We start from the raw sequence: 20,680 nt of genomic DNA on the forward strand, positions 1-20,680 counted from the left end.
GGCGCCGGATGGTAACAGAGCCATGAAGACACCGGGCAGGATATTTTCAGACACCCCTAATAATGTGAGTCATGTCAATAAATGCCAAGAAAGATGCAGGCTAACCCACAATACTTAAGGAAAAATTAAGCAGCCCATGATAAATGACCGCTCAAAAAAAGAGCGGCCCACCGCCATGGATATACCAAAAGGCCCCCTGCCCTCAGTGAGGGCTGCGCCGCGCGCAATAAAAATAGTGATGCGCTCCCTGCCTCTTAACACTTGCTTAAGACTTCTCGGCGACGCTGTGCCCTGACGAGTCCTCGTCGAACGGCATCAGCGAGAGAGGGTTAACATGCATAGCAACAGCAACGCAGCAATCAGCAAGGTGCCAGAGATCACCCTGGCATTCTGGGTCATCAAAATTCTGGCAACCACGCTGGGAGAAACCGGTGGCGACGCCGTCTCAATGTCGATGGATCTCGGTTATCTGGTAGGAACGGCGATCTTTGCCGTCATTTTCTTTGTATCGGTCAGCGCCCAAATCGCGGCGACCTCCTATAAACCCCTGCTTTACTGGACCACCATCATAGCCACCACCACGGTCGGCACCACGCTCGCAGACTTTGCCGATCGCTCGCTTGGGCTCGGTTATGCTGGCGGCTCCACCCTGCTGTTCCTGTTGCTGATGGGTTCCTTCTTCACCTGGTACAAGTTTCAGGGCAACATCTCCACCGGCAGCGTCACCACGCCCGGTACCGAGATGTTCTACTGGATCACCATCATGTTCTCCCAAACTCTGGGGACGGCACTGGGTGACTGGACCGCGGATGAAGCCGGCTTTGGCTATGCAGGCAGTGCCGTGCTGTTTGGCGGCATGCTGGTGGCCATAGTGGCAACCTACTACCTGACCCGGGTATCGCGTACCCTGCTGTTCTGGGCCGCGTTCATCCTGACCAGGCCGCTGGGCGCAGTAGTAGGCGACTTCCTGGACAAGCCGCTGAGCAAGGGAGGGCTGGAGCTGAGCCGTTATTCCGCCTCCTTTACCCTGCTGGCCGCCATCGCCGTACTGGTGCTGATCTCGACCATCCAGCACAGACGCCTGGCCAATGCCGAGCTCGATATAGAGCAATAACCCCTGCCATCGGGACAGGCTGCTGCGCCAGCCTGTCCCATTTTCCTGCGCTCTTGATAAGACGGCGCAGCCCTCAACCTTCGGCGGGCAGCGCGGCTGACTATGCTCTGAGAGAGCCGCTTCCGTGCAAGGCAAATCACCATGATCCCGCACTCGTCCCGTCACACACCCCTGAGCCAGATCCCGCGCGGTGTCTGGGTATTGGGCTTCGTCAGCATGCTGATGGATATCTCGTCCGAGATGATCCACAGCCTGTTGCCACTCTTCATGGTGACTGTGCTCGGCAGCAGCGCCCTCACCGTCGGCCTCATCGAAGGGGCGGCGGAAGCCACGGCGCTGATGGTCAAGGTCTTCTCCGGCACCCTGAGCGACTATCTGGGGCGACGCAAGGGGCTGGCCCTGCTGGGTTACGGGCTGGGTGCCTTCACCAAGCCGCTGTTTGCCATGGCATCCGGCAGCGGACTCGTACTCGCGGCGCGACTGCTGGACCGTGTCGGCAAGGGCATTCGGGGCGCACCCCGCGATGCGCTGGTAGCCGACCTCACCCCGGCTGCGCTGCGCGGCGCCGCCTTCGGCCTGCGCCAATCCCTCGACACAGTCGGCGCCTTGCTCGGCCCCCTGCTGGCGGTGGGATTGATGCTGCTCTGGCACGACGATTTTCGCGCCATCTTCTGGCTGGCCGTCATACCCGGGCTGGCTTCGGTCACCCTGCTCGCCATCGGCCTGCGCGAACCCGCACAGCCCGGGCCCGCCGTGCGCAGCAATCCCTTGCGGCGCGACAATGTGCGCCGGCTGGGAGTGGGGTACCTGTGGGTCGTCGTCATCGGCGCCCTGTTCACCCTGGCCCGCTTCAGCGAAGCCTTTCTGGTGCTGCGCGCCCAGCAGACCGGCGTACCGCTGGCCCTGGTGCCGCTGGTCATGGTGGTGATGAACCTGGTCTATGCCCTGTCGGCCTACCCGTTCGGTCGCCTCTCGGATCGCCTGCCTCACACCTGGCTGCTGATATGGGGAGTGTTGGTGTTGATCGCGGCCGACCTGACCCTGGCCGCGAGTACCCACTGGGCCGTCATGCTGGCGGGGGTGGCACTGTGGGGCGTGCACATGGGGATGACTCAGGGGCTGCTGGCCGCTATGGTGGCCGCCACGGCACCCGCTGATCTGCGCGGCACCGCCTATGGTCTCTTCAATCTGGTCAGCGGCCTCGCCATGCTGCTGGCCAGCCTGGTGGCGGGCTGGATGTGGGATAGCCTGGGCGCGGCCTTTACCTTCTACACGGGCGCGGCCTTCTGTCTGCTCACCCTGCTGGTACTGCTCTGGCGAACAGGCTCAATCCCTGACAACGGATGAAAAGTCCAATCACAGGCAGCAAAAAGCCCCAGACAACGAGGTTGTCTGGGGCTTCTCTAAAGATGGCGGAGGAGGTGCCCGCCGTAATTAAGTCCAACCAACTCCACGCTAATCCAGAAAGCCATTTACTATCAATAAATTAGAAACAAACATAGTCCAATCCATCCCAATCACATATTACCACTGCGCATGCTTGGTGGCATACTGAGTGGCATATTCAATTCTCAAGGAGGTTACCTGATGGCAATCCTCACCGATACCAAAGCCCGCACCATCAAGCCTGAAGATAAGCCCCTTGCTCATGGCGGCGTCACCGGATTGACGCTACACCCCTCCACCGTCAAGGGCAGAGGAAAGTGGGTGTTCCGTTATGTCAGCCCACTGACGAAGAAACGGCGTAACGCTGGCCTCGGGACTTACCCCGAGATCTCCATCGCTGATGCAGCGCGAGACGCACAGCTCATGCGAGAACAGTTGGCGAATAATCTGGATCCGCTAGAACTCCGGCAACAAGAGCAGAACAAGCCGAAGATCCCGACATTGGAAGCATCCGCCAGACTCGTCTACGAAAGCTTGTTACCTGGTTGGAAGAACCCCAAGCACGGCAAGCAATGGATCACCACATTGGAACAGTATGCCTTTCCTACCATTGGCCCTATCTCTATTGATGCCATCACCCCAGCTCATATCGCTTCCGTTTTGCAACCGATATGGCTGACGATCCCGGAAACAGCAAGCCGTGTTAAGCAGCGCCTACACGCAGTGATGGCTTGGGCATGGGCTCACTGCTATACCTCTGCAAACCCGGTGGATGTGGTGAACCACTTACTACCGGCTCAGCCAAGCAAGTCAGTGCGAGTAGAGCATCAGCCTGCGATGCCCTGGCGTGATATACCTGCTTTTGTTCAGCAACATCTGAGAACAACACAACGATGCGATGTAACCCGCTCCATGCTGGAGTTCTTGATCCTGACAGCTTGCCGTTCAGGTGAAGTCCGAGCAATGACATGGTCTGAAGTAGATCTGGAAGCAAGGATCTGGACCCTACCTACTGAGCGTATGAAAGCCAAGCAACTACATCGTGTTCCGTTATCTCTTCGAGCTATCGAGATCCTGAAGGGGTTGCAGGGGTTACATGATGAGTTGGTATTTCCCTCTCCCAGAGATCAGGTATCGCTCTCAGACACAGTGCTGACGATGTTTCTGAGAAGAACCAAAGCTGAGAGCTGTACTCCTAGCCGAATGGCAACTGCTCATGGCTTTCGTTCCAGCTTTCGGAACTGGCGCAGCGAGCAAGGCTATGCGAGAGATCTCGCTGAACGAGCGTTAGCTCACACGGTGCAGAACAAGGTTGAAGCTGCTTACCACCGCACTGACTTGTTGGACCAACGTCGTCCCATGATGGATGCGTGGGCTCAGTTTGTGTCTGGTGATTTGCCAACTGAATAAGAAGGAAGCGGCCTTATGGCCGCTTCCTTCTATGTTCTTTTTTTAGCTTTTCTTAGCCGTTGATAGCATCTTGCCACACCAATGCTCCGACAGTTTCTGCGCTTGTTTAACTTCCACTTTAGTCATCTCTACTCTAATTGATTGTGAGCGGACTCTGACCCCACTCCGGTGGCGGTTGTAACACGTTACCAATATTTGTTGATCTCGCGTCGTAACGCTTCGGCGGTTGCCTGGCCGCTTTCTGAGGCCAGTGCCCGTCCGGCGATAAAGGTCTTGGCCCGGATCCCTTCAAACAGATGGATATCTTCCGGCACGATACCGCCGGTGATCGACAGCTCCAGCCCCAGTTCGGAGAGTGCCCGCATCTTGCTCAAATCGGCCTGAGTCCAGCTGACACCGGCCAGCTCGGCATCCCGCGAACGGTGATAGATAGCCTGGGTGATCCCCATATCGGCCCACTGCTTGGCATCATCCAGCGTCCAGTTGCCATAAATCTCGATCTGGATCTCCCCGCTAAACTCATCCGCGACTTTCTTGCAGGCAGCAATGGTGGCGACGTGCGCAGCGGCAGATACCGTGATCCAGTCAGCACCGGCCGAGAAGGCCATACGGGCTAGAATGGCACCACCATCGGTGGTCTTCATATCGCACACAATGATGTGATCAGGGTGACGCTCGCTCATGGTGCGTACCGCAGACATGCCTTCCGCAAAAGCCAGAATCGTGCCGACCTCGATGACCTCGACATAACCGGCGACGCGATCGGCAATATCTACGGCGGTAGCTAGGTCGGTGGAATCCAGAGCAATCTGTAACATTGGCTTGGTCATACTATCTTTCCTTAATTTAAAACGTTGGCAGGATTCATTGGCCCATTGATTTAAAGTCGATAAAAGGCCGTAGCCTGACATCACTAACATAAATAGATGGGCAATTTAAATGACGGGTCGACTGATTAACGCTGGCCGTAATAAGCATTCTCACCATGCTTTCTGAAATAGTGTTTGTCAGACAACTCCTGCGCAATATGGATGGCCGGATTCAACGCTCTGGTTGCCAGCGCCATGGTCGCGACCTCCTCCAGCACCAGCGCATTGTGCACCGCATCCAGCGCGCTCTTGCCCCAGCAAAATGGGGCATGGCCGGTAATGACCACACCAGGCAAGGCCTGCGGATCCAGATCCCGACGCTGAAACTCTTCGACGATGACCTTGCCAGTATTTTTTTCATAATCAACACGGATTTCATCTTCAGTCAGCGAACGCGTGCAGGGAATATCCCCATAAAAATAATCGGCGTGGGTCGTGCCCAATGCCGGAATATCCATACCCGCTTGTGCCCAAATAGTGCCATGACGGGAATGGGTGTGCACAATACCGGAAATACCCTTGAATGCGTGATATAAAACCAGATGGGTTGCGGTATCACTGGATGGGGATAAATGCCCCTCGACGATCCGGCCTTCCAGATCAACGACCACGATATCGTCAACGGTCATATTGTCGTAAGAGACCCCGGACGGCTTGATGGCCACCACGCCCAGGCTGAGATCAATCTGGGACACATTGCCCCATGTCAGGGTAACCAGACCGTATCGGGGCAGCAGCAGGTTGGCCTCCAATACAGCCTCTTTCAATGAGTTGTACATTCCGTTCTCCTGAGCCCCTTGCGGGGCCGCGTTGGGTGCCTCAGGCCACTTGAGCCAGCGCCAGGTCAATGACCTTGAATACATCTGCCGTGCTCTGGCATGCTCGCAGCTTGTCGAGGTTGATCCCGCTCTCGCTGTGTTCATCCTCCAGCACCTGAGTGACCTCCATCAGCCCCTCCATGTGTTCATCCGAGGTGCTGCCCGCCAGCGTCACTAGCACATCCACCGGCTCCTCTTCCCCTTCAAACTTCACCGGCGTGGTCAGAGTGACCAGTGCAAACGCCGTGCGATTGACCCCATCTTCCGGCCTCGCATGGGGCATTGCGAACTGGGGAGCAATCACGATATAGGGCCCCACCTTTTCAATGCTGCCGATGATCGCATCGTGGTAGCGAGGCTCCACGGCGCCGGAGCGGATCAGCATGTCGGTCCCCAGTTTGATGGCGCTGCGCCAATCGGCGGCGGCCGCGTTGAGCAATACAGAGTCGTTTTCCATCAGAGATTGTTTGAATTTCATCTTGTTCTCCTTTTGCCCGCTGCCGAGTGCAGCGAGGCTCATCGGCTTAATTTGCAAAGTTGTTCTTGATGATGCCCAGCAGTTCATCACCAAACGAATTGGGGTTGAGCATGTTCTGCACCCCCAGCACGAATTTGCCCTCACCGGGGCTCATCTCGCCAGCCAGATGCTTGGAAGAGACGATGATGTCAGTGGTCTGCAGCTTGGTTTTGTAATCGGCCACGGCGCAGGAGTCCATGACATGGGGCACGCCACGCTGCTCGAGAAACTTGCCGATCTTCATCTTCATCATCATGGAGGAGCCCTGGCCATTGCCGCATACCGCCAGGATCCGCACTGCATTTCCCCCTTTGGTACCCTCGGCTAGCAAGGCTGGCAAATCCGCCGTGTCTTCTGCCGCGGCGGCACCTGGGACGGCCATATCCTCTTCCATGCGCAGGGTGCGTGAAGCGAAGTACATGTAGACCCCGACGCCGGCAAGCAACACCACGAAGAACATGGAAGAGAAGGAGAGCCCCTGCATAATCACCGGGAACACAAGCGCCCAGTCAGCCATGCCCATCCAGCCATTAAAGCTGGTGCCATTGACCGCGAACAGATGGATAGCCCAAGCAGAACCCAGCACCTCGATGATCCCCATCACGAAACAGATCTTCATCACCGCGCGCCAGCCGCCAAAGTGGTTGGCAAACACCCCTATGGTGGCATTGGAGAAGAACATGGGAATGAAGCCCGGGATAATCATGATGGGCGCCTGGAATGCCAGCAGGGCAAGCACCGCAAGGAACTGACCGATGGCCCCCCACATGAAGCCAAAGACCATGGCATTCGGCGAGTAGGCGTAGATGGCAGCGCAATCGATTGCTAAGACAGCGTTGGGGATGACCCGTTCGGAGATCCCCTTGAAGGCCTCGGAGAGTTCGGCAACGAACATCCGCACCCCCACCACGATGACCTGAATGGCGACCGCAAACTTGAGGCCAGTCTCGAGAATGTAGATGGACCAGTGGGTCTGACCCGCCATCTGCTGCAAATTATCGAGGCCAAACGAGAGCAGGATGATGCCGAAGAAGAGGGTCATCACGATGGCGGTCGCCGTGATGCTGTCGTGGAAGATGTGCAGCCACTTTGGCAGTTTCAGGTGGTCGACGCTCTCATCCCTGCAGCCCAGTTTCGGCGCCACCTTGGTAGCAATCCAGGAGGCGACCTGTTGCTGGTGGCCGATGGAGAACCCCGCCCCACCAGTCACTTCCTGGGTTGGCTTGAACATGATGTTGGAGGAGATCCCCCAATAGAGCGCCATGATGACGGCGGAATAGAGGATGGTTTCCCACATCGAGGCGCCCATCACCATATAGAAGACCGCGATCAGGCCCACCTGCTGAAACATGATGTGACCGGTCAGCATGATGGTGCGGATCCCGGTATAGCGCCGCAGCAATACCAGCAGAATATTGAGGGCAAGGGCTAGCAATACCGCATAGCCGACCCAGGAGTAGTTCTCCCCCATGGTCTCCATGGTCGCCATCATGGTGGTGTAGGGGTCAATCACTGAACCGGTGAGGTGATGATATTCCGCAATCTTGTCCACCACCGGCTTGAAGCCGGCCACCAGCGTACTGGCGCCCACCTGCACCAGCATGAAACCGACGATGGTCTTCACCGTCCCCTTGACGACCGTCGTGCCATCCTGCTTGAGCAACAGGTAGCCAATACAGGTCACCAGCCCCAACAGCAGGGGGGCCTTGGTCATCACCTGACTGTAAAAGATGTAAAAAGCGTTGTAGAGGGTTTCCATATTTATGCTCCGTCCAGATGAGGACAACTCATTGCTATTGGATTGGTGCAGACATCTCACCATTCATATGGGCATTGCTTTACCTGACGCCCCGCGAGCAGATTCAACTGTCACCACTCACTGTGAAATCTAAAGCAATCATACATAGTCATTTAATGATTTATTGTGATGAAGATCCAGGCCGAGAGAATCTCTTTTTTCCAGCATCAGGATGTAAAATTTCGGTTAAAAGGACCCTAAAAACCGCCTAAAAGGATTCGAAAAATCCCCACAAATACGTATAAAGTCAGTAAAGTCAATAAATACAGATACTTAAAGACATGCTCATCTCTTGATTGTGATATGCCGCCATTAATCTCACAAAACAATCACGACAATCATTGATAATCACAAAAAGCGATAATATAGTCATAACCAATCAAAACGAATCACTGGCTCGCAACCATGCAAGCCATGTCATCACCCGATGAATCACCACTGCGTGAACCATCCAAACCAGAAAAGGTATGTCAGATGAGCAAGATTGAAGAAATCACCCGTGAATCGTGGATCCTCAGCACCTTCCCCGAGTGGGGCACCTGGCTGAATGAAGAGATTGAGCAGGAAGAGGTCAAGTCGAACACCTTCGCCATGTGGTGGCTGGGTTGCACCGGTATCTGGCTGAAGTCTGCCGGCAATACCAACATCTCCATCGACTTCTGGTGCGGCACGGGCAAGCGAACCCATGGCAATCCGTATATGAACAAGCAGCACCAGATGATGCGGATGGGGGGCGTTCGCAAGCTGCAACCCAACCTGAGAACCTCACCTTTCGTGCTCGATCCTTTCGGGATTAAAGATATCGATGCAGTGCTCGCTACCCACGATCATGCCGACCATATCGATGTCAATGTGGCGGCTGCCGTGCTGCAAAACTGTGGTGAGCATGTGAAGTTCATCGGCCCGAAAGCCTGTGTCGATCTCTGGTTGCGCTGGGGTGTGCCTGCCGAGCGTTGTGTGGTGGCCCGCGTGGGTGACGAGATCCCGGTGGGTGACATCGTGATCCAGGTACTCGATGCCTTTGACCGCACCGCGCTGGTCACCCTGCCGGCAGGTGTCTCCTCCACCGACAAGAGCATTCTGGATGGTATGGATGATCGGGCGGTGAACTATCTGGTCAAAACTTCCGGGGGCAACCTATACCACTCGGGTGACTCCCACTACTCCAACTACTACGCCAAGCACGGCAATGACTACCAGATCGATGTGGCGCTGCTCTCTTATGGCGAAAACCCGCGCGGCGTGACCGACAAGATGACCTCATCAGACATCTTGCGGGCCGGAGAGTCCCTCAACACCAAAGTAGTGATCCCGTTCCACCACGATATCTGGGCCAACTTCCAAAGCGATCCCCGCGAGATCGAAGTGCTCTGGAACATGAAAAAAGATCGCCTCGGCTATCGCTTCAGCCCCTTCTTCTGGCAAGTCGGTGGCAAATACACCTTCCCGACCGACCAGAGCAAGCTGCACTACCAGCACCCGCGCGGGTTCGATGACATCTTCATCGACGAGCCGGAGCTGCCTTACAAATCCTTCCTGTAAGCACAGACTGTCGTACATCGGGTAATACGAGGGATGGTGATTGAGTTGGGCCAGCAAGGCGTCATCTCAATCACCTCCTCTATTGCCCACTCCCTCACCAGATAACAAGAAGATCAGACGATGCGCTATCACGCCCTGGCCCTCGATCTCGATGGCACCACCCTGACCAGTGCTCACACCATCATGCCGGCCGTCAAAGAGGCCATCATGAGGATCAAGGAGCAGGCCACCGTCATGCTGGTCACCGGCAGACACCACACGGCCGCCCACCCCTATCACCACGAACTGGCGCTGACCACTCCCATCATCTGTTGCAACGGCACCTACGTTTACGACTACGACCAACGTGCTGTGCTGGCAGAGAACGCCATTCCCCATGCGCTGGCACAACGCTTTATCGCGCTGGCAAGGGAGCACCGGCTCAACATCGTCATGTATGTCACTGACCGCATGGTCTACTCCGCTCATCAGCCGGTGCACTACATGGCAACTCTGCAGCAGTGGGCCAACGGCTTTACGCCGCCGATCCAGTCGCAGGTGGCCAGTGTTCACTCGTTTGAAGAGGAGCTGGCAACCAGCAGCCATGTCTGGAAGTTCGTGGCAGAGGGAGAGATCTCCGCCATTCAGGCCTTTTCAAACCACCCATGGGTACGCGAGCACTTCAGTGGCGAGCAGTCCTGGGCCAATCGGGTTGATTTTGCCCGCCGCGGCAACAGCAAGGGGGCGCGACTGCAGGAGTATCTGGACCAGCAAGGGATTAGCCCGGCACGCCTGGCCGCCATCGGCGACAACCACAACGACACCTCCATGATCTGCCTCGCGGGGATGGGCATCGCCATGGCCAATGCCGAGCCGGAGGTTAAGCAGATGGCCAGCAGGGTCACCCGCGAGAGCAACGACGAGGGCGGGATCCTCGAGGTACTGAACCGCTATTTCCCTATCTGAATGTAGGAGCTTGTATGCATCACTTTGACCATGCCTTTCGCCTTGGCCTTTATGAAAAAGCGATGCCCTCCGACCTGGAGTGGCAAGAGAAAATTCTGTCGGCCAAGGAGCTTGGCTTTGATTTCATCGAGATATCCATTGATGAATCGGATGAAAAGTTGCAGCGGCTGGATTGGTCAGATAGCGAAATCTATCAGCTCAGACACCTGTGCGAGCAGCACAGCCTCCCGCTGCACTCCATGTGCCTGAGCGCCCATCGCCGCTTTCCGTTCGGTTCGCAGGATCCGACCATCCGCGAGCAAGCGGCCATCATCATGGAAAAAGCGATCAATCTGGCCTACAAGCTCGGCATTCGCTGCATCCAGCTGGCGGGCTATGACGTCTATTACGAACCGCAAAGCGAAAAGACTCACCGCCATTTCATCGACGGGATGAAGGTGGCGGCCAAGATGGCTGAGCGGGCAGGCATCATGCTGGGTGTGGAGATCATGGATACCCCCTACCTCAACTCCCTCAGCAAATTTGAGGTGCTGAAAAAGCAGATCCCCTCCCCCTACTTTATGGCCTACCCGGATGTCGGCAATATCACCGGCTGGAACTACGACACCTGTACCGAACTGCAATTGAGCGCTGACCATATCGTGCAGATCCACCTCAAAGATACCCGCAAGGTATCAACCAGTTGCCAAGGCCAGTTCCGCGATCTGGTGATTGGCGAGGGAGAGGTCGACTTTGCCGCGATTTTCAACACCCTGGCAAAAATCGGCTACAACGGGCCGCTGGTGCTGGAGATGTGGGCCAAGGATGCGCTGTGGGCCAGCAACCTGAAAACGGCCAAGGCGCGCCTGGTCGAACTGAGCCAGCAAGCCGGTCTGGCGCTCGCCTGAACGCCCGTCACCAGAAGAGTTAACAAGGTTGCTGTCATCCACACATATGCGCGATATAATCACCACCCAATCAGATTAAATCATCATTAGGCATGATATGACAGAAGCACATCGCCATAACGCCATTTTGGAATTGCTCAATCAGAAACGTCATCTGTCGGTCAACAGCATAATGCAAGCCTTTGATATTTCTCCGGCTACTGCTCGCCGCGATATCAACAAGCTCAATGACTCCGGCAAACTGCGCAAGGTGCGCAACGGGGCCGAAGCCTTGATGCAGGCCAGAAAGGCCCACTGGTCTCCTCTCGACAGCAACGAAAGCCTCAATCACAGCGAAAAAGTGCGCATCGCCCAGGCGGCGGCTGCGCTGATCAAACCGGGCGAAAGCGCGGTCATCAACTGTGGCTCCACCGCCTTCGTGCTGGGTCAGGAGATCTGCGGGCAGGATGTTCAGGTCATCACCAACTACTTCCCGCTCGCCAACTACCTGATCGAAAATGACCATGACGGCGTGGTGATCATCGGAGGTCAATACAACAAGTCGCAGTCCATCACCCTGGCACCACAGGACGAGATCTCATCCCTCTATGCCGGACACTGGATGTTTACCAGCGGCAAGGGCGTCACCGCAGATGGTCTCTACAAGATGGATATGCTGACCGCCATGGCGGAGCAGAAAATGCTCAACCACGTTGGCCGACTGGTGGTACTGGCCGACAGCAGCAAGGTGGGGCAACGGGCAGGCATGCTGTTTTGCGCCGCCAGCAAGATCGACATTCTGATCACCGGCAAGGATGCGGATAAAGCAGTGATCGAGCAGATAAAGGCCAAGGACGTGCAGATTATCTTGGTCTAACCCTGCACAGAACTTTTATTTCTCGCTCCTGGACTGCCTCAACAAGTAGGGCTATGCACGGGATCTAGCTGAATGATAGTTAGCTCATACAGTGCAGAACAAAGTGGAGGCTGCGCACCACCGTACTGACTTGCCGGACCAACGTCGGCCTATGATGGATGCCTGGGCTCAGTTTGTGACTGGTGATTTACCGACCAAAAAAGAAGGAAGCGGCCATCAGGGCTGCTTCCTTCTATGTTCTTTTTTTAGCTTTTCCTGACGGTTAATGGCATCTTGCCAAACCAGTGCTCCGACAGCTTTTGAGCCTGTTTGACTTCCGGTTTGGTCATCGCAGCCTCCAGCTCGTCACGAGCTTGCACAGCTTCGGTCATCCCTTCGGTGGCGGCCAGTGACAACCAGGCGTAGGCATGTACCCGGTTGCGTGGTGCGCCCAACCCTTCCTCACGCAGTGTTCCCATTCGGTATTGGGCCATGCGGTCACCTTGCTGGGCCACCAAGCGATATTGCTTGAGAGCTTGTGCATAATCCTCTTTGCCACCTTGCCCCAGACGCAGCATTTCACCGTAGGTGTACTGTGCGGCAATGTGTCCTTGTTGGGCGGCCTTGGCATAACTGGCTCTGGCCTGCTCAAGAGCCCCTTGCTTATGCAGTAGCTCCGCCAGCTCAAACCACGCTTGAGTTACACCACCCTCGGCAGCCTGAGTTAACCAGTGGATCTGCTGATCCTGGTCTACCTGCTGCAAGCTCAGTTGGTACTCAGCCTCATGGGAGCCGTGTCCGGCTGCCAGTTCCAACCAGTAACGCCCCAAGGCTGGGTCTGTGGGAACCTGTTTCCCTACCAGATAAGCCATACCTAGCCAGAGTTCGGCCTCAGCAGAGCCTGCACTAGCTGCTCGTTGATAAGCTGTGAAAGCGCCGGTAGGAGACGCTTGTTTGGCTTGCAGCAATAAAGCATTCGGTTGCTGCTGGGCAGCAGCCTTGTCATTCCAGCGTTGGGCAAGGTCTGGTCGTTTGACAACCCCTTGACCTTGCTGGTAGCGCTCTCCCAGCAAGTACTGGGCATCACGGTTACCCAGTCCTGCAGCACGCTCAAGCCACTTGATGGCGTCCGCATCAGCCCCCGGTTGTTTGCTGTACCACCGGGCCAGGACTAACTGTGACTCGGCATTCTCCCGCTTGGCAGCCTGCTCGAACCAATCGAGGCATTCACTCACTAGGTGACTCTGATGCTGCTCCTGGCACATCAGTCCCAACCGATAGCTGGCATTGGTGTTACCAAGATGAGCCGAACGCTGCCACCACTGTGTAGCGAGCGCCGGATTTTTTGGCTCACCGAGCCCAGTCTGGTACCAGTCACCGATTTGCCATGCTGCGTTAGCACGGATCTGCTGATCGGCGGCCAAGGGGCCCGACTGCTCTGCGGCCTGCTGCATCCAGTGCATGGCGTTGGGGTAATCAGGTCGGCTGGCCAAACGTTTGGCCAGCTCATATTGAGCTCGGCCATCCCCCTGCTTTGCGGCTTGGGATAGCTCGGCGTCAGTGAATGACGTAGTGGAAGTACAGGCTGCAAGCATGCTGGTCGCCAGCACCAGCCATAAGGCACGGTATTTCATGGGAAAATTCTTCGCAGAGTGAAAAAGTGACGGGTGAGGAACTGCTGTCTTTCTGGCTGATCCATTATGCTACGCAGCCACCTGATGGGCACAAAGCTGATGCGGCGCCTTCCCTGGCCTTTAGCCTTGCCTGTCAGGTGGTTTTCTGTCGGTGATCCTGATAGACCTTCTGCCACTTGGAATGCTCGGCTTTATCGTCTCTGCTCTTCCAGAAAACACAAATACTCTCTGCCAATTCTGCGGCCATGGCATGGTCGTTATCACGACGACAGATCAGATACTGGGCCAGCCAGTTTTGGTACTGCTTCATGCCACTTGATCCTTTTCGCTTGCTTCAATCGCTTCGATCCCTCTGGGTAGAAAGAAGTGATGGGAACTAATCATGGTTTCAGACTGGTCTTTAATTTTTACCTGCTCAGTGGGGGAAGCGGTAAAAGCTGTCGAGCTGACAAAGTCATGCATAAAGTAGGCAAAAAAGATGCCCACCTCTTCAGGGAAGGCTTGTTGAGACGGATACAGAAATGTCTTTGCCATTTTGAGTGCATTGCTGCCTTGTGCGTATGCGATATAACCATTGGGATTGATCACCGCTCGTTCGACATATTTCGCTTCGTCACGCACGAACTCAAGCCATCCCCAGCGCTCTTTCAGCCATGAACGGTCTTCCGAGTTGGCATTTTCCAGCCTTGCTTTATACTCGGCATATTGCCTGCCAAGCCACCAGACGTAGATGTGCTGGTGACGTTCGAACGTTTGGCGTGATGGTCTGTTACCTCCCACCTTTTGCATATATTTCCGGCTATAAAAACGCACCGATTTTCCTGCAAGATTGTCATTCATTACAAAATATGACGCGACTCTAGCCGATATCTCCTGCAAATTTTTAAAGTTAGGAAAGGGAACTTCCCCGCTACGGGCGACGTTATACATCTGATGCAGGGCAACCCGACAAAGCTCGGCACTAGGGCGCTGTTCATTGGGCAGCAAACCACCGGTAATATCTTCGCTTACCCCCGGCAGCAACTCCTCCCGCCAAGTGGATTTCAACGGCCCGAGCGGCACAAGGGGCCGGTAGACACGCCGTTCGTGGGCTGCCACCAGATGGAGTGCCTTTTTGACCGCCGGATGAAGCTGCTTGCTAAAATCAATGACCTTGGGCCCGCCAATCCACTCGAGTGGCCCGGCAATCGGGCGAGCTAACAAGCCAGCTAAGCTGAACGCATCCGCCATGGTATCGCCAGAATCAAAGGAGCTGCGGCGACTGCAATCAAACAATCCGGCAAAGGTAACCTCAATTTTAACTCCCTCATAGGAGTACGCATCGCCCTCTTTGCTGCAGACCTCTTCCAGCAGCTCTTCGATAAAGCGCCGAGCCAGAATACCGCCCAGATCGGCCCCAAACACCGAGATCTGAATCAGTTTGATGGGCAGTTGGTTCTTGGATTTAACAGAGGAAAATTGCTTTTTAAAAACGTTCTTGGCGCCATCTATCCGAGCATCCACGCCGGTCATAAACTGCTCCATCACCACTGGATGGTCACGCAGGGAGGGCAGCGCCTCCAATGTCACCTGCTTGGCAATGCCTTTTGCGGTATCAGTGATAACAGCCTTAGCTGTCTTGATGCTAAAAAGGTCACTCAGGTTGTGTGACAGGGTATCAAACCAATCCTTCTTGTTGGCATCATAGAGCGCATCGACCGCCGCCTCTTTGGCTTTACTGCTGGTGCTGTCTAGGGAATTATCGGGCAGCGCGTTCCACTGGCTATCCATCACGCTGTAAAGCCGGTCGGCCACTTGATCTTCATGGGGGGTCCCTAGCCCAGGGATATAAATTGCCGAATAAAGGTAGGAGGAGTCCATATCCATTATCTCTCTATCCGGATATGCCCGAAATAGACGAGAGACATTAGAAAGGCGGTGCGCAGCGCTGTCCTGATTGATATTACGATGCATACCATCAAAGAAAAATCCGACCTGCCATGCCAAGGAACAGGTGCCGATACCGGCTTGATGAAGGCTCTTTTCTCGAGCCTCACGGCATTGAATGTCATCCATATCGAGCATCAATATTTCCTCGTCTGATAGGTAGCGATCACATCATCAAATGCTCCTGGTTTGGGTGACCAACGTACCTTGACTTCATTATTTGGCATGATCAATGTGTAGAAATATTCGTCCCCTTGTTTGCGCTTAGGCATTGGCAGCGTCACCTTATGCTTCTCAAAACGATAACCCGCATCCGCTTGGGCTTGGGTCATATCCAGTTCCCATTCAATAGTCACGGTCTTACCCGATATATCGTAAGGACCTGCAATTTTCCCCCCAGCATTCAAGCCATCGAAGGCAAAGGCATTCCCGCCCATATTGCCATTGACATAGTGATAGCTGATGGGGCGATCCATTAGATTGTTGAGAACAAGAAATGCACCACCAAAGCTCTCTTTAATGGCAAAGGCCCATACCAGATAAACAACAAACAGCACACCTGCCAACCAGCGCCCCCAACGGGGTAGCAGATCCCAAGCAGCATTAAACATCCGGATAGAAAAGGAACGGCTCATTCACATCCTCTCTTGGAAAGTGTTTTTTAAGGCTGTCAATGCAGGGTTACCGCCCTCCAGCCAAGCAAGCCCCCATATCAAACGAGCAGATGAAGGGGCTCCGGCATCATCCGCTTTCTTTAGTGCTTTCAAGACCATATCAGTGCGGATACAGGCGGGGAATTGTTGGAAACGCACGCTACCTTGCCACATAGCGAGCAATCTTGGCGCCTCAGGATCGCCCAGCAAAGCGGCTTGTAGTTCGTTAGTGAGGGTAATCACTTGCAACTCGGCAAGCTCTACGTTAATCGAATGATGAATCCATTGACCATCGCAATGGTAACACCACCAATCAGTCAGCTCGCCAAAGAGAGAGGCATACCAAGGCAAGTCTCGTTGTGCCAGCATCACGGGTAAGGCTGATGAGGTATAAAAGCGCAGTAGTTGACTATGACACTCTTTCGGCTCCACAACCATGCATCCCATGGCAAACTGCTGCTGGAGTTCATCCAGTGAACGCTGACTGTGGATCAATCCCTGTACCAGCCCTTGGGCGATCATCTGCTCAAGCAAAGGGGCGGATGCTTGTTGGCAGTGCCAAAGCCAAGGGCCCAGATTAATCAGTTCAAATACATCCGGGTGGATCAAGAGCGGGCGCAAGGCTCCGCCCTCGTTGGCTAGCAACGTCTCTCGTAATTCACCGTTCAGCTCTGCACCTTCGAACAACACGTAGCAGGCATCATCAGACCATAATTTGTCAGGTAGCATTATTATTCCCCCTGTACGACGGCATCACCCTGCCTCATTGCCCGCAGCATGCAAGGGATGCAGACAGGTTTCTCCATAGGCGGAAGCGTCTTTAACAAGGCTCCTGCACTCGTCTGCGTTGGTGTCATTGGTGCGACAGTGACGTGCTCGGGAGACGGCTCGGTCGCGACAGCTTTCGGCAATGAGGGGGCTTGACCACCCCAGCCAGAACCATTACCAGGACTACCACCGGAGTTCATTTTGATGGTAGGGCCGACCAGGGTGACGCCACTGGGGTCAACCTTCACAAAGCTGCCGCCGACCTTGAGCGTCAGCTCTGACCCAGCTTCCAGCACTATCTTGTTGCCCGCTTTGAAATGCACTTCTTGTCCAGCTTCCACCAGCAGCGCCTGCGCGATTTTCTGGTGGAGCGATACGTCCACTGTAAGGGAGTAATCGCCTTTGATGTAGTCGCGCTTCTCGCCTTCCACGCTCAGGTGGTCATTGGCCTTGATGCGGGTGACCCGCTCGTTGTCGATGTCAGTGTACTGGTCATGCTTGATGTGCCAGGCCGCATCATTTTCGATAAGTACGTTCAGGTCTTTCTGACCGTGGATGTAAATCTCTTCCTGTCCCGCCTGGTCTTCAAAGTGCAGTTCGTTGAAACCATCGCCCTGATGGGTTTCAGTGCGCAGCACTGTGCGGGTCTTGTTGGCTGGCAGCTCATAAGGCGGTCGGTTGGTGGCGTGGAAGGTGCGCCCGGTGACGATGGGCTGGTCGGGGTCCCCTTCAAGGAAACTAACTATAACCTCATGGCCGATGCGCGGAATGGCCATCATGCCGTATTGGCCGCCAGCCCATCCTTGGGATACGCGTACCCAGCAGGAGCTCTGGTCGTTGGAACTGCCGTAGCGGTCCCACGGGAACTGCAGCTTGACCCGGCCATGTTCGTCGCAGTAAATCTCCTCGCCTTCAGGGCCCACTACGCTGGCAATTTGCGGGCCATCCACCATGGGTTTGCGCTCAAGCCTCGGACGCCAAGTCTGTTGGGCTTTCACTACCGAGAATGCATTGGTGATGGTGGTAGGGCCATCGCCCCCTTCCTCTTCCAGCGCCTGCGGCTGAGTGCCGGTGTGGGTGATGCTGACAATTTGCCAGGCGATGTTAAGGGCGGCATTGCGGTGTTCGGAGAGGGTGAAGGTTTGACCGGGCAGCAGGGCGGCGCAATTTGATTGACCCGAGCTCATCATGGCGTCATTGCGTAGGGCATCGAGCCGGTGCTGGGTGAATGCCTTGCCGCTCGGGTCCTGCTTGAAGCGGCCCGGATAGTCGAAGTGCTGGTAGGTATCCCGTTGATGCTCTAGTTCAACCCCCATCTTCTTCTGGGAGAGACTGTAAGCCGGGGTCTTGAAGCTGTAGTCCTTGAGCTCTACCTCTGCGGGACGGACCGATTCGCGGTAGTGGAACTGGCGCACGTAGGGGCCTTGTTCCAGCGAGCGGTTGCCGAGGTTGAAGAAGAGCTCAGGGCCTGCGGTTAGCGCTGCAGCATCGTCGGCAAAGACAATGCGATGCTTGCCTTGCTCGAATTCGTGGAAGTAGAACAGTCCCTCTTCGGCAGCGAGCCGGTTGACGAACTCGAGGTCAGTCTCGCGGTACTGCACGCAATACTCTCGCTGGGCGTGCTCATTTTTCAGCGCAAAGGCGTAATCGGTGATGCCGTGTTCTTGCAGCAGGATGGAGAGGATTTCGTCTGGTTTCTGTGCCTGGAAGATGCGGGAGTTTTGGCGCAATCCCAGTCGCCACAGGGCCGGTTTGACCTCCAGGCTGTAACGGGTGCGGCGAAAGCCACTGTCCCCTTGGGCGAACTCGCTCACTACCCCGCAGACCCGGCGCTGCAGCTCGCCGTTGTACCACACCAGCAGCTCGCAGGGCTGGTCCAGCACAGCACCAAAGTCGATGTCCGGTTGCTGGCTGGCCACCTCCAGCTTAAGGCTAAATGGGCTGTTTAGGCCCTCATCGAACTTGAAGCTCGCGACCACAAAGGTACTGTCAGCCAGTGCGCCAACCTTGACGGTAAATTGTAATCCTGTGCTCTGTGCCATGACTCTGTTCCTTATCCTGCTTGCCCACTACCCGAACCAATCACCACGCCACCACAATCCACGGCTGTGCCGGTGACGGCGATAGGCTTGCCGTTAACCAACACCGAGCTCACGCCTCCGGCAATGCTGCGTGGGTGAGGTGGGTTGTTGGGTTTGTCGTGCGGCGCGAGCGGGTCACCCTGACGAGCGACAGGCTTGCCATCGAGGAATACATCAGGGCTGGCGGCTATCACCGGCGTCGGCGGGAAGCCATCGTGGTCGGTGCCAATGTCACCGAGCAATGCAATGGAGGGACACATAACGTAAAACCTCTTGTGTGCTTTGCCATCCCCCCGCACTCGCTACCACGGTAATCCCCATTACATCAGCAGCCAGACAGGGGGATGGCAAAACATAAAAGCTCCGGCAGCCAAAGACTGACCTGAGAAACACGGGATAAAGGCCGGTTGCACACCGGCCACAAGATACAAAACGTAATACAAGGAATAGCGAAATCAGAAAGTCAGGCTTACGCCTCGCTAGGGGCACGCCAGTCGTCAGAACCAGAGGTACCGGCAACGGTGTGCTCCCAGTCAATCTTGCGGTAAGCAAGGGAGACTTGGATCAGCTGGGTGAAATCGGATTTCGCAGGGTCTTGGCAGTGCGGCATCTGGCAGTCGATATCAACGATGGTGGCATCGGTCAGCACGGTAGAGAAAAAGTGCTCTTGCTTGCCTTCCACGGAAGTGCGGTACCACTTCAGAGTCACTTTCGGCAGCATCTCACCAGAGGCCAGGGCGTTGTACATCAACGGCACGGCTTTGTTCAGCGCGACGGTGAATTTGAACGGTTTGTGGACACGCTGACCAGCAGGCTGACCGGATTGCGGGTCAGTCGGTACGGTGACAACGTGTTGGAACTCTTGTACCAGCATCTCATCTTCGTGGCCTTGCACGAAGATGTTGCCGACGGAATCAGAGGTGAAAGCGGCGGCAGTGATGTTGCCCTGGGTTTTACCTTCGATGCTGATATAACATGGAGTTGGCATGAGTATGCTCCTAGATAGATTGGTTAAATGAGATAGCACTCGACCAAACCTGTAGCAGTGACCATGCCACTTTACTTACCTGTTAATTATCAACAACTTACAAACACCCACCACGACACAGCCCCAACCAGCAGCAAGATGTTGCACCAAACAGAGCATCAAGCCAACAATGGTTGCACTATCAGCATCAAACTCTACATATTGCGCAATACATTGCGGCAGGCAGAACTATTGGTCACAATTATCAATATTTCCCACTAACGCAGTATCGATGTTGAGCCGCACCAGCCCCTGCTTGAGCGCCCAAGATATCGCCTGACTTTTACTGCTCGCCCCCAGCTTCTCGACAACCCGATTGAGGTGAAAGGTCACGGTTCTTGGGGTGAATCGCCCCTACTTTCCTAGACACCTCAAGAGCCTCAAACTGAGGTCATTCAGGAGGTGTTATGAGCAAGCAGCAACGTTACACGGAAGAATTTAAACTGGCCGCCGTCAAGCAGGTGACTGAG

General features: G+C 55.3%; 20 protein-coding genes. 7 read left to right on the forward strand and 13 right to left on the reverse strand.

The annotated features are described in order from the left end of the window. The first annotated feature begins 334 nt into the window (after positions 1-334). The 3 genes from AACQ95_RS11995 to AACQ95_RS12005 all read left to right on the forward strand — a co-directional run bounded on the left by AACQ95_RS11995 (position 335) and on the right by AACQ95_RS12005 (position 3,910). Positions 335-1,114: a COG4705 family protein gene (locus AACQ95_RS11995; protein ID WP_098983732.1), complete on the forward strand. Its 780-nt coding sequence runs from the start codon at positions 335-337 to the stop codon at positions 1,112-1,114. 141 nt (positions 1,115-1,255) lie between these two features. After that, positions 1,256-2,461, forward strand: coding sequence for an MFS transporter (locus AACQ95_RS12000; RefSeq protein WP_241280988.1), 1,206 nt, complete (start codon positions 1,256-1,258; stop codon positions 2,459-2,461). 240 nt (positions 2,462-2,701) lie between these two features. Then, positions 2,702-3,910 carry a tyrosine-type recombinase/integrase gene (locus AACQ95_RS12005; RefSeq protein WP_241280989.1) on the forward strand — a complete coding sequence of 403 codons (1,209 nt, stop codon included), beginning with the start codon at positions 2,702-2,704 and terminating at the stop codon, positions 3,908-3,910. Between the two features lie 185 nt (positions 3,911-4,095). On the opposite strand, the gene AACQ95_RS12010 is transcribed toward AACQ95_RS12005, so the two are convergent. From AACQ95_RS12010 to AACQ95_RS12025, 4 genes are all read right to left on the reverse strand, one after another. After that, positions 4,096-4,740: a 3-keto-L-gulonate-6-phosphate decarboxylase UlaD gene (locus AACQ95_RS12010; RefSeq protein WP_241280990.1), complete on the reverse strand. Its 645-nt coding sequence runs from the start codon at positions 4,738-4,740 to the stop codon at positions 4,096-4,098. A gap of 125 nt (positions 4,741-4,865) precedes the next feature. After that, entirely contained in the window at positions 4,866-5,558 is a 693-nt protein-coding gene (locus AACQ95_RS12015; RefSeq protein ID WP_241280991.1) for an L-ribulose-5-phosphate 4-epimerase, read from the reverse strand. A gap of 40 nt (positions 5,559-5,598) precedes the next feature. Further along, positions 5,599-6,075 carry a PTS sugar transporter subunit IIA gene (locus AACQ95_RS12020; RefSeq protein WP_241280992.1) on the reverse strand — a complete coding sequence of 159 codons (477 nt, stop codon included), beginning with the start codon at positions 6,073-6,075 and terminating at the stop codon, positions 5,599-5,601. 46 nt (positions 6,076-6,121) lie between these two features. Then, the gene (locus AACQ95_RS12025; RefSeq protein WP_241280993.1) at positions 6,122-7,873 is read right to left on the reverse strand and encodes a PTS ascorbate-specific subunit IIBC; all 1,752 of its coding nucleotides are present in this window, start codon (positions 7,871-7,873) and stop codon (positions 6,122-6,124) included. A 513-nt stretch (positions 7,874-8,386) separates the two neighbouring features. On the opposite strand from AACQ95_RS12025, the gene ulaG reads away from it, so the two are divergent. The 4 genes from ulaG (at position 8,387) to ulaR (ending at position 12,142) form a co-directional block, all read left to right on the forward strand. Next, entirely contained in the window at positions 8,387-9,454 is a 1,068-nt protein-coding gene (gene ulaG, locus AACQ95_RS12030) for an L-ascorbate 6-phosphate lactonase (protein WP_241280995.1), read from the forward strand. A 120-nt stretch (positions 9,455-9,574) separates the two neighbouring features. Beyond that, positions 9,575-10,399 (forward strand): Cof-type HAD-IIB family hydrolase, encoded by an 825-nt coding sequence (locus AACQ95_RS12035; RefSeq protein WP_241280997.1) that lies wholly within the window; start codon positions 9,575-9,577, stop codon positions 10,397-10,399. A gap of 14 nt (positions 10,400-10,413) precedes the next feature. Beyond that, the gene (locus tag AACQ95_RS12040; RefSeq protein WP_241280999.1) at positions 10,414-11,286 is read left to right on the forward strand and encodes an L-ribulose-5-phosphate 3-epimerase; all 873 of its coding nucleotides are present in this window, start codon (positions 10,414-10,416) and stop codon (positions 11,284-11,286) included. 97 nt (positions 11,287-11,383) lie between these two features. Beyond that, positions 11,384-12,142 (forward strand): HTH-type transcriptional regulator UlaR, encoded by a 759-nt coding sequence (gene ulaR, locus AACQ95_RS12045; protein WP_139399395.1) that lies wholly within the window; start codon positions 11,384-11,386, stop codon positions 12,140-12,142. 245 nt (positions 12,143-12,387) lie between these two features. Here the strand turns inward: ulaR and AACQ95_RS12050 are convergent, their stop codons facing one another. From AACQ95_RS12050 to AACQ95_RS12090, 9 genes are all read right to left on the reverse strand, one after another. Beyond that, complete coding sequence (locus AACQ95_RS12050; RefSeq protein WP_241281000.1) at positions 12,388-13,755, reverse strand: SEL1-like repeat protein; 1,368 nt, start codon at positions 13,753-13,755, stop codon at positions 12,388-12,390. A gap of 133 nt (positions 13,756-13,888) precedes the next feature. Continuing rightward, a complete protein-coding gene (locus AACQ95_RS12055) occupies positions 13,889-14,065 on the reverse strand; it encodes a hypothetical protein (RefSeq protein ID WP_241281002.1) in 177 nt (58 codons plus the stop codon). Then, on the reverse strand, positions 14,062-15,819 hold the full coding sequence (locus AACQ95_RS12060) for a DUF2235 domain-containing protein (protein ID WP_241281004.1): 1,758 nt from the start codon (positions 15,817-15,819) through the stop codon (positions 14,062-14,064). The genes AACQ95_RS12055 and AACQ95_RS12060 overlap by 4 nt, the downstream gene beginning before the upstream one ends. Then, on the reverse strand, positions 15,819-16,316 hold the full coding sequence (locus AACQ95_RS12065) for a DUF3304 domain-containing protein (RefSeq protein ID WP_241281005.1): 498 nt from the start codon (positions 16,314-16,316) through the stop codon (positions 15,819-15,821). The genes AACQ95_RS12060 and AACQ95_RS12065 overlap by 1 nt, the downstream gene beginning before the upstream one ends. Continuing rightward, on the reverse strand, positions 16,317-17,063 hold the full coding sequence (locus AACQ95_RS12070; protein WP_241281006.1) for a DUF4123 domain-containing protein: 747 nt from the start codon (positions 17,061-17,063) through the stop codon (positions 16,317-16,319). It lies immediately after the preceding gene. A gap of 2 nt (positions 17,064-17,065) precedes the next feature. Beyond that, positions 17,066-19,144: a type VI secretion system Vgr family protein gene (locus AACQ95_RS12075; RefSeq protein ID WP_241281007.1), complete on the reverse strand. Its 2,079-nt coding sequence runs from the start codon at positions 19,142-19,144 to the stop codon at positions 17,066-17,068. Positions 19,145-19,155: 11 nt separating this feature from the next. Next, positions 19,156-19,443 (reverse strand): type VI secretion system PAAR protein, encoded by a 288-nt coding sequence (locus AACQ95_RS12080; protein WP_042867113.1) that lies wholly within the window; start codon positions 19,441-19,443, stop codon positions 19,156-19,158. Positions 19,444-19,652: 209 nt separating this feature from the next. Next, positions 19,653-20,171, reverse strand: a complete 519-nt coding sequence (gene hcp1 / locus AACQ95_RS12085) for a type VI secretion system effector Hcp1 (protein WP_087755220.1) — start codon at positions 20,169-20,171, stop codon at positions 19,653-19,655. 228 nt (positions 20,172-20,399) lie between these two features. Continuing rightward, positions 20,400-20,543 (reverse strand): hypothetical protein, encoded by a 144-nt coding sequence (locus tag AACQ95_RS12090; RefSeq protein ID WP_339357896.1) that lies wholly within the window; start codon positions 20,541-20,543, stop codon positions 20,400-20,402. Positions 20,544-20,680: the final 137 nt, after the last annotated feature.

It is taken from the genome of Aeromonas sp. MR19, assembly GCF_963899305.1.
Taxonomy (GTDB): Bacteria; Pseudomonadota; Gammaproteobacteria; order Enterobacterales; family Aeromonadaceae; genus Aeromonas; species Aeromonas bestiarum.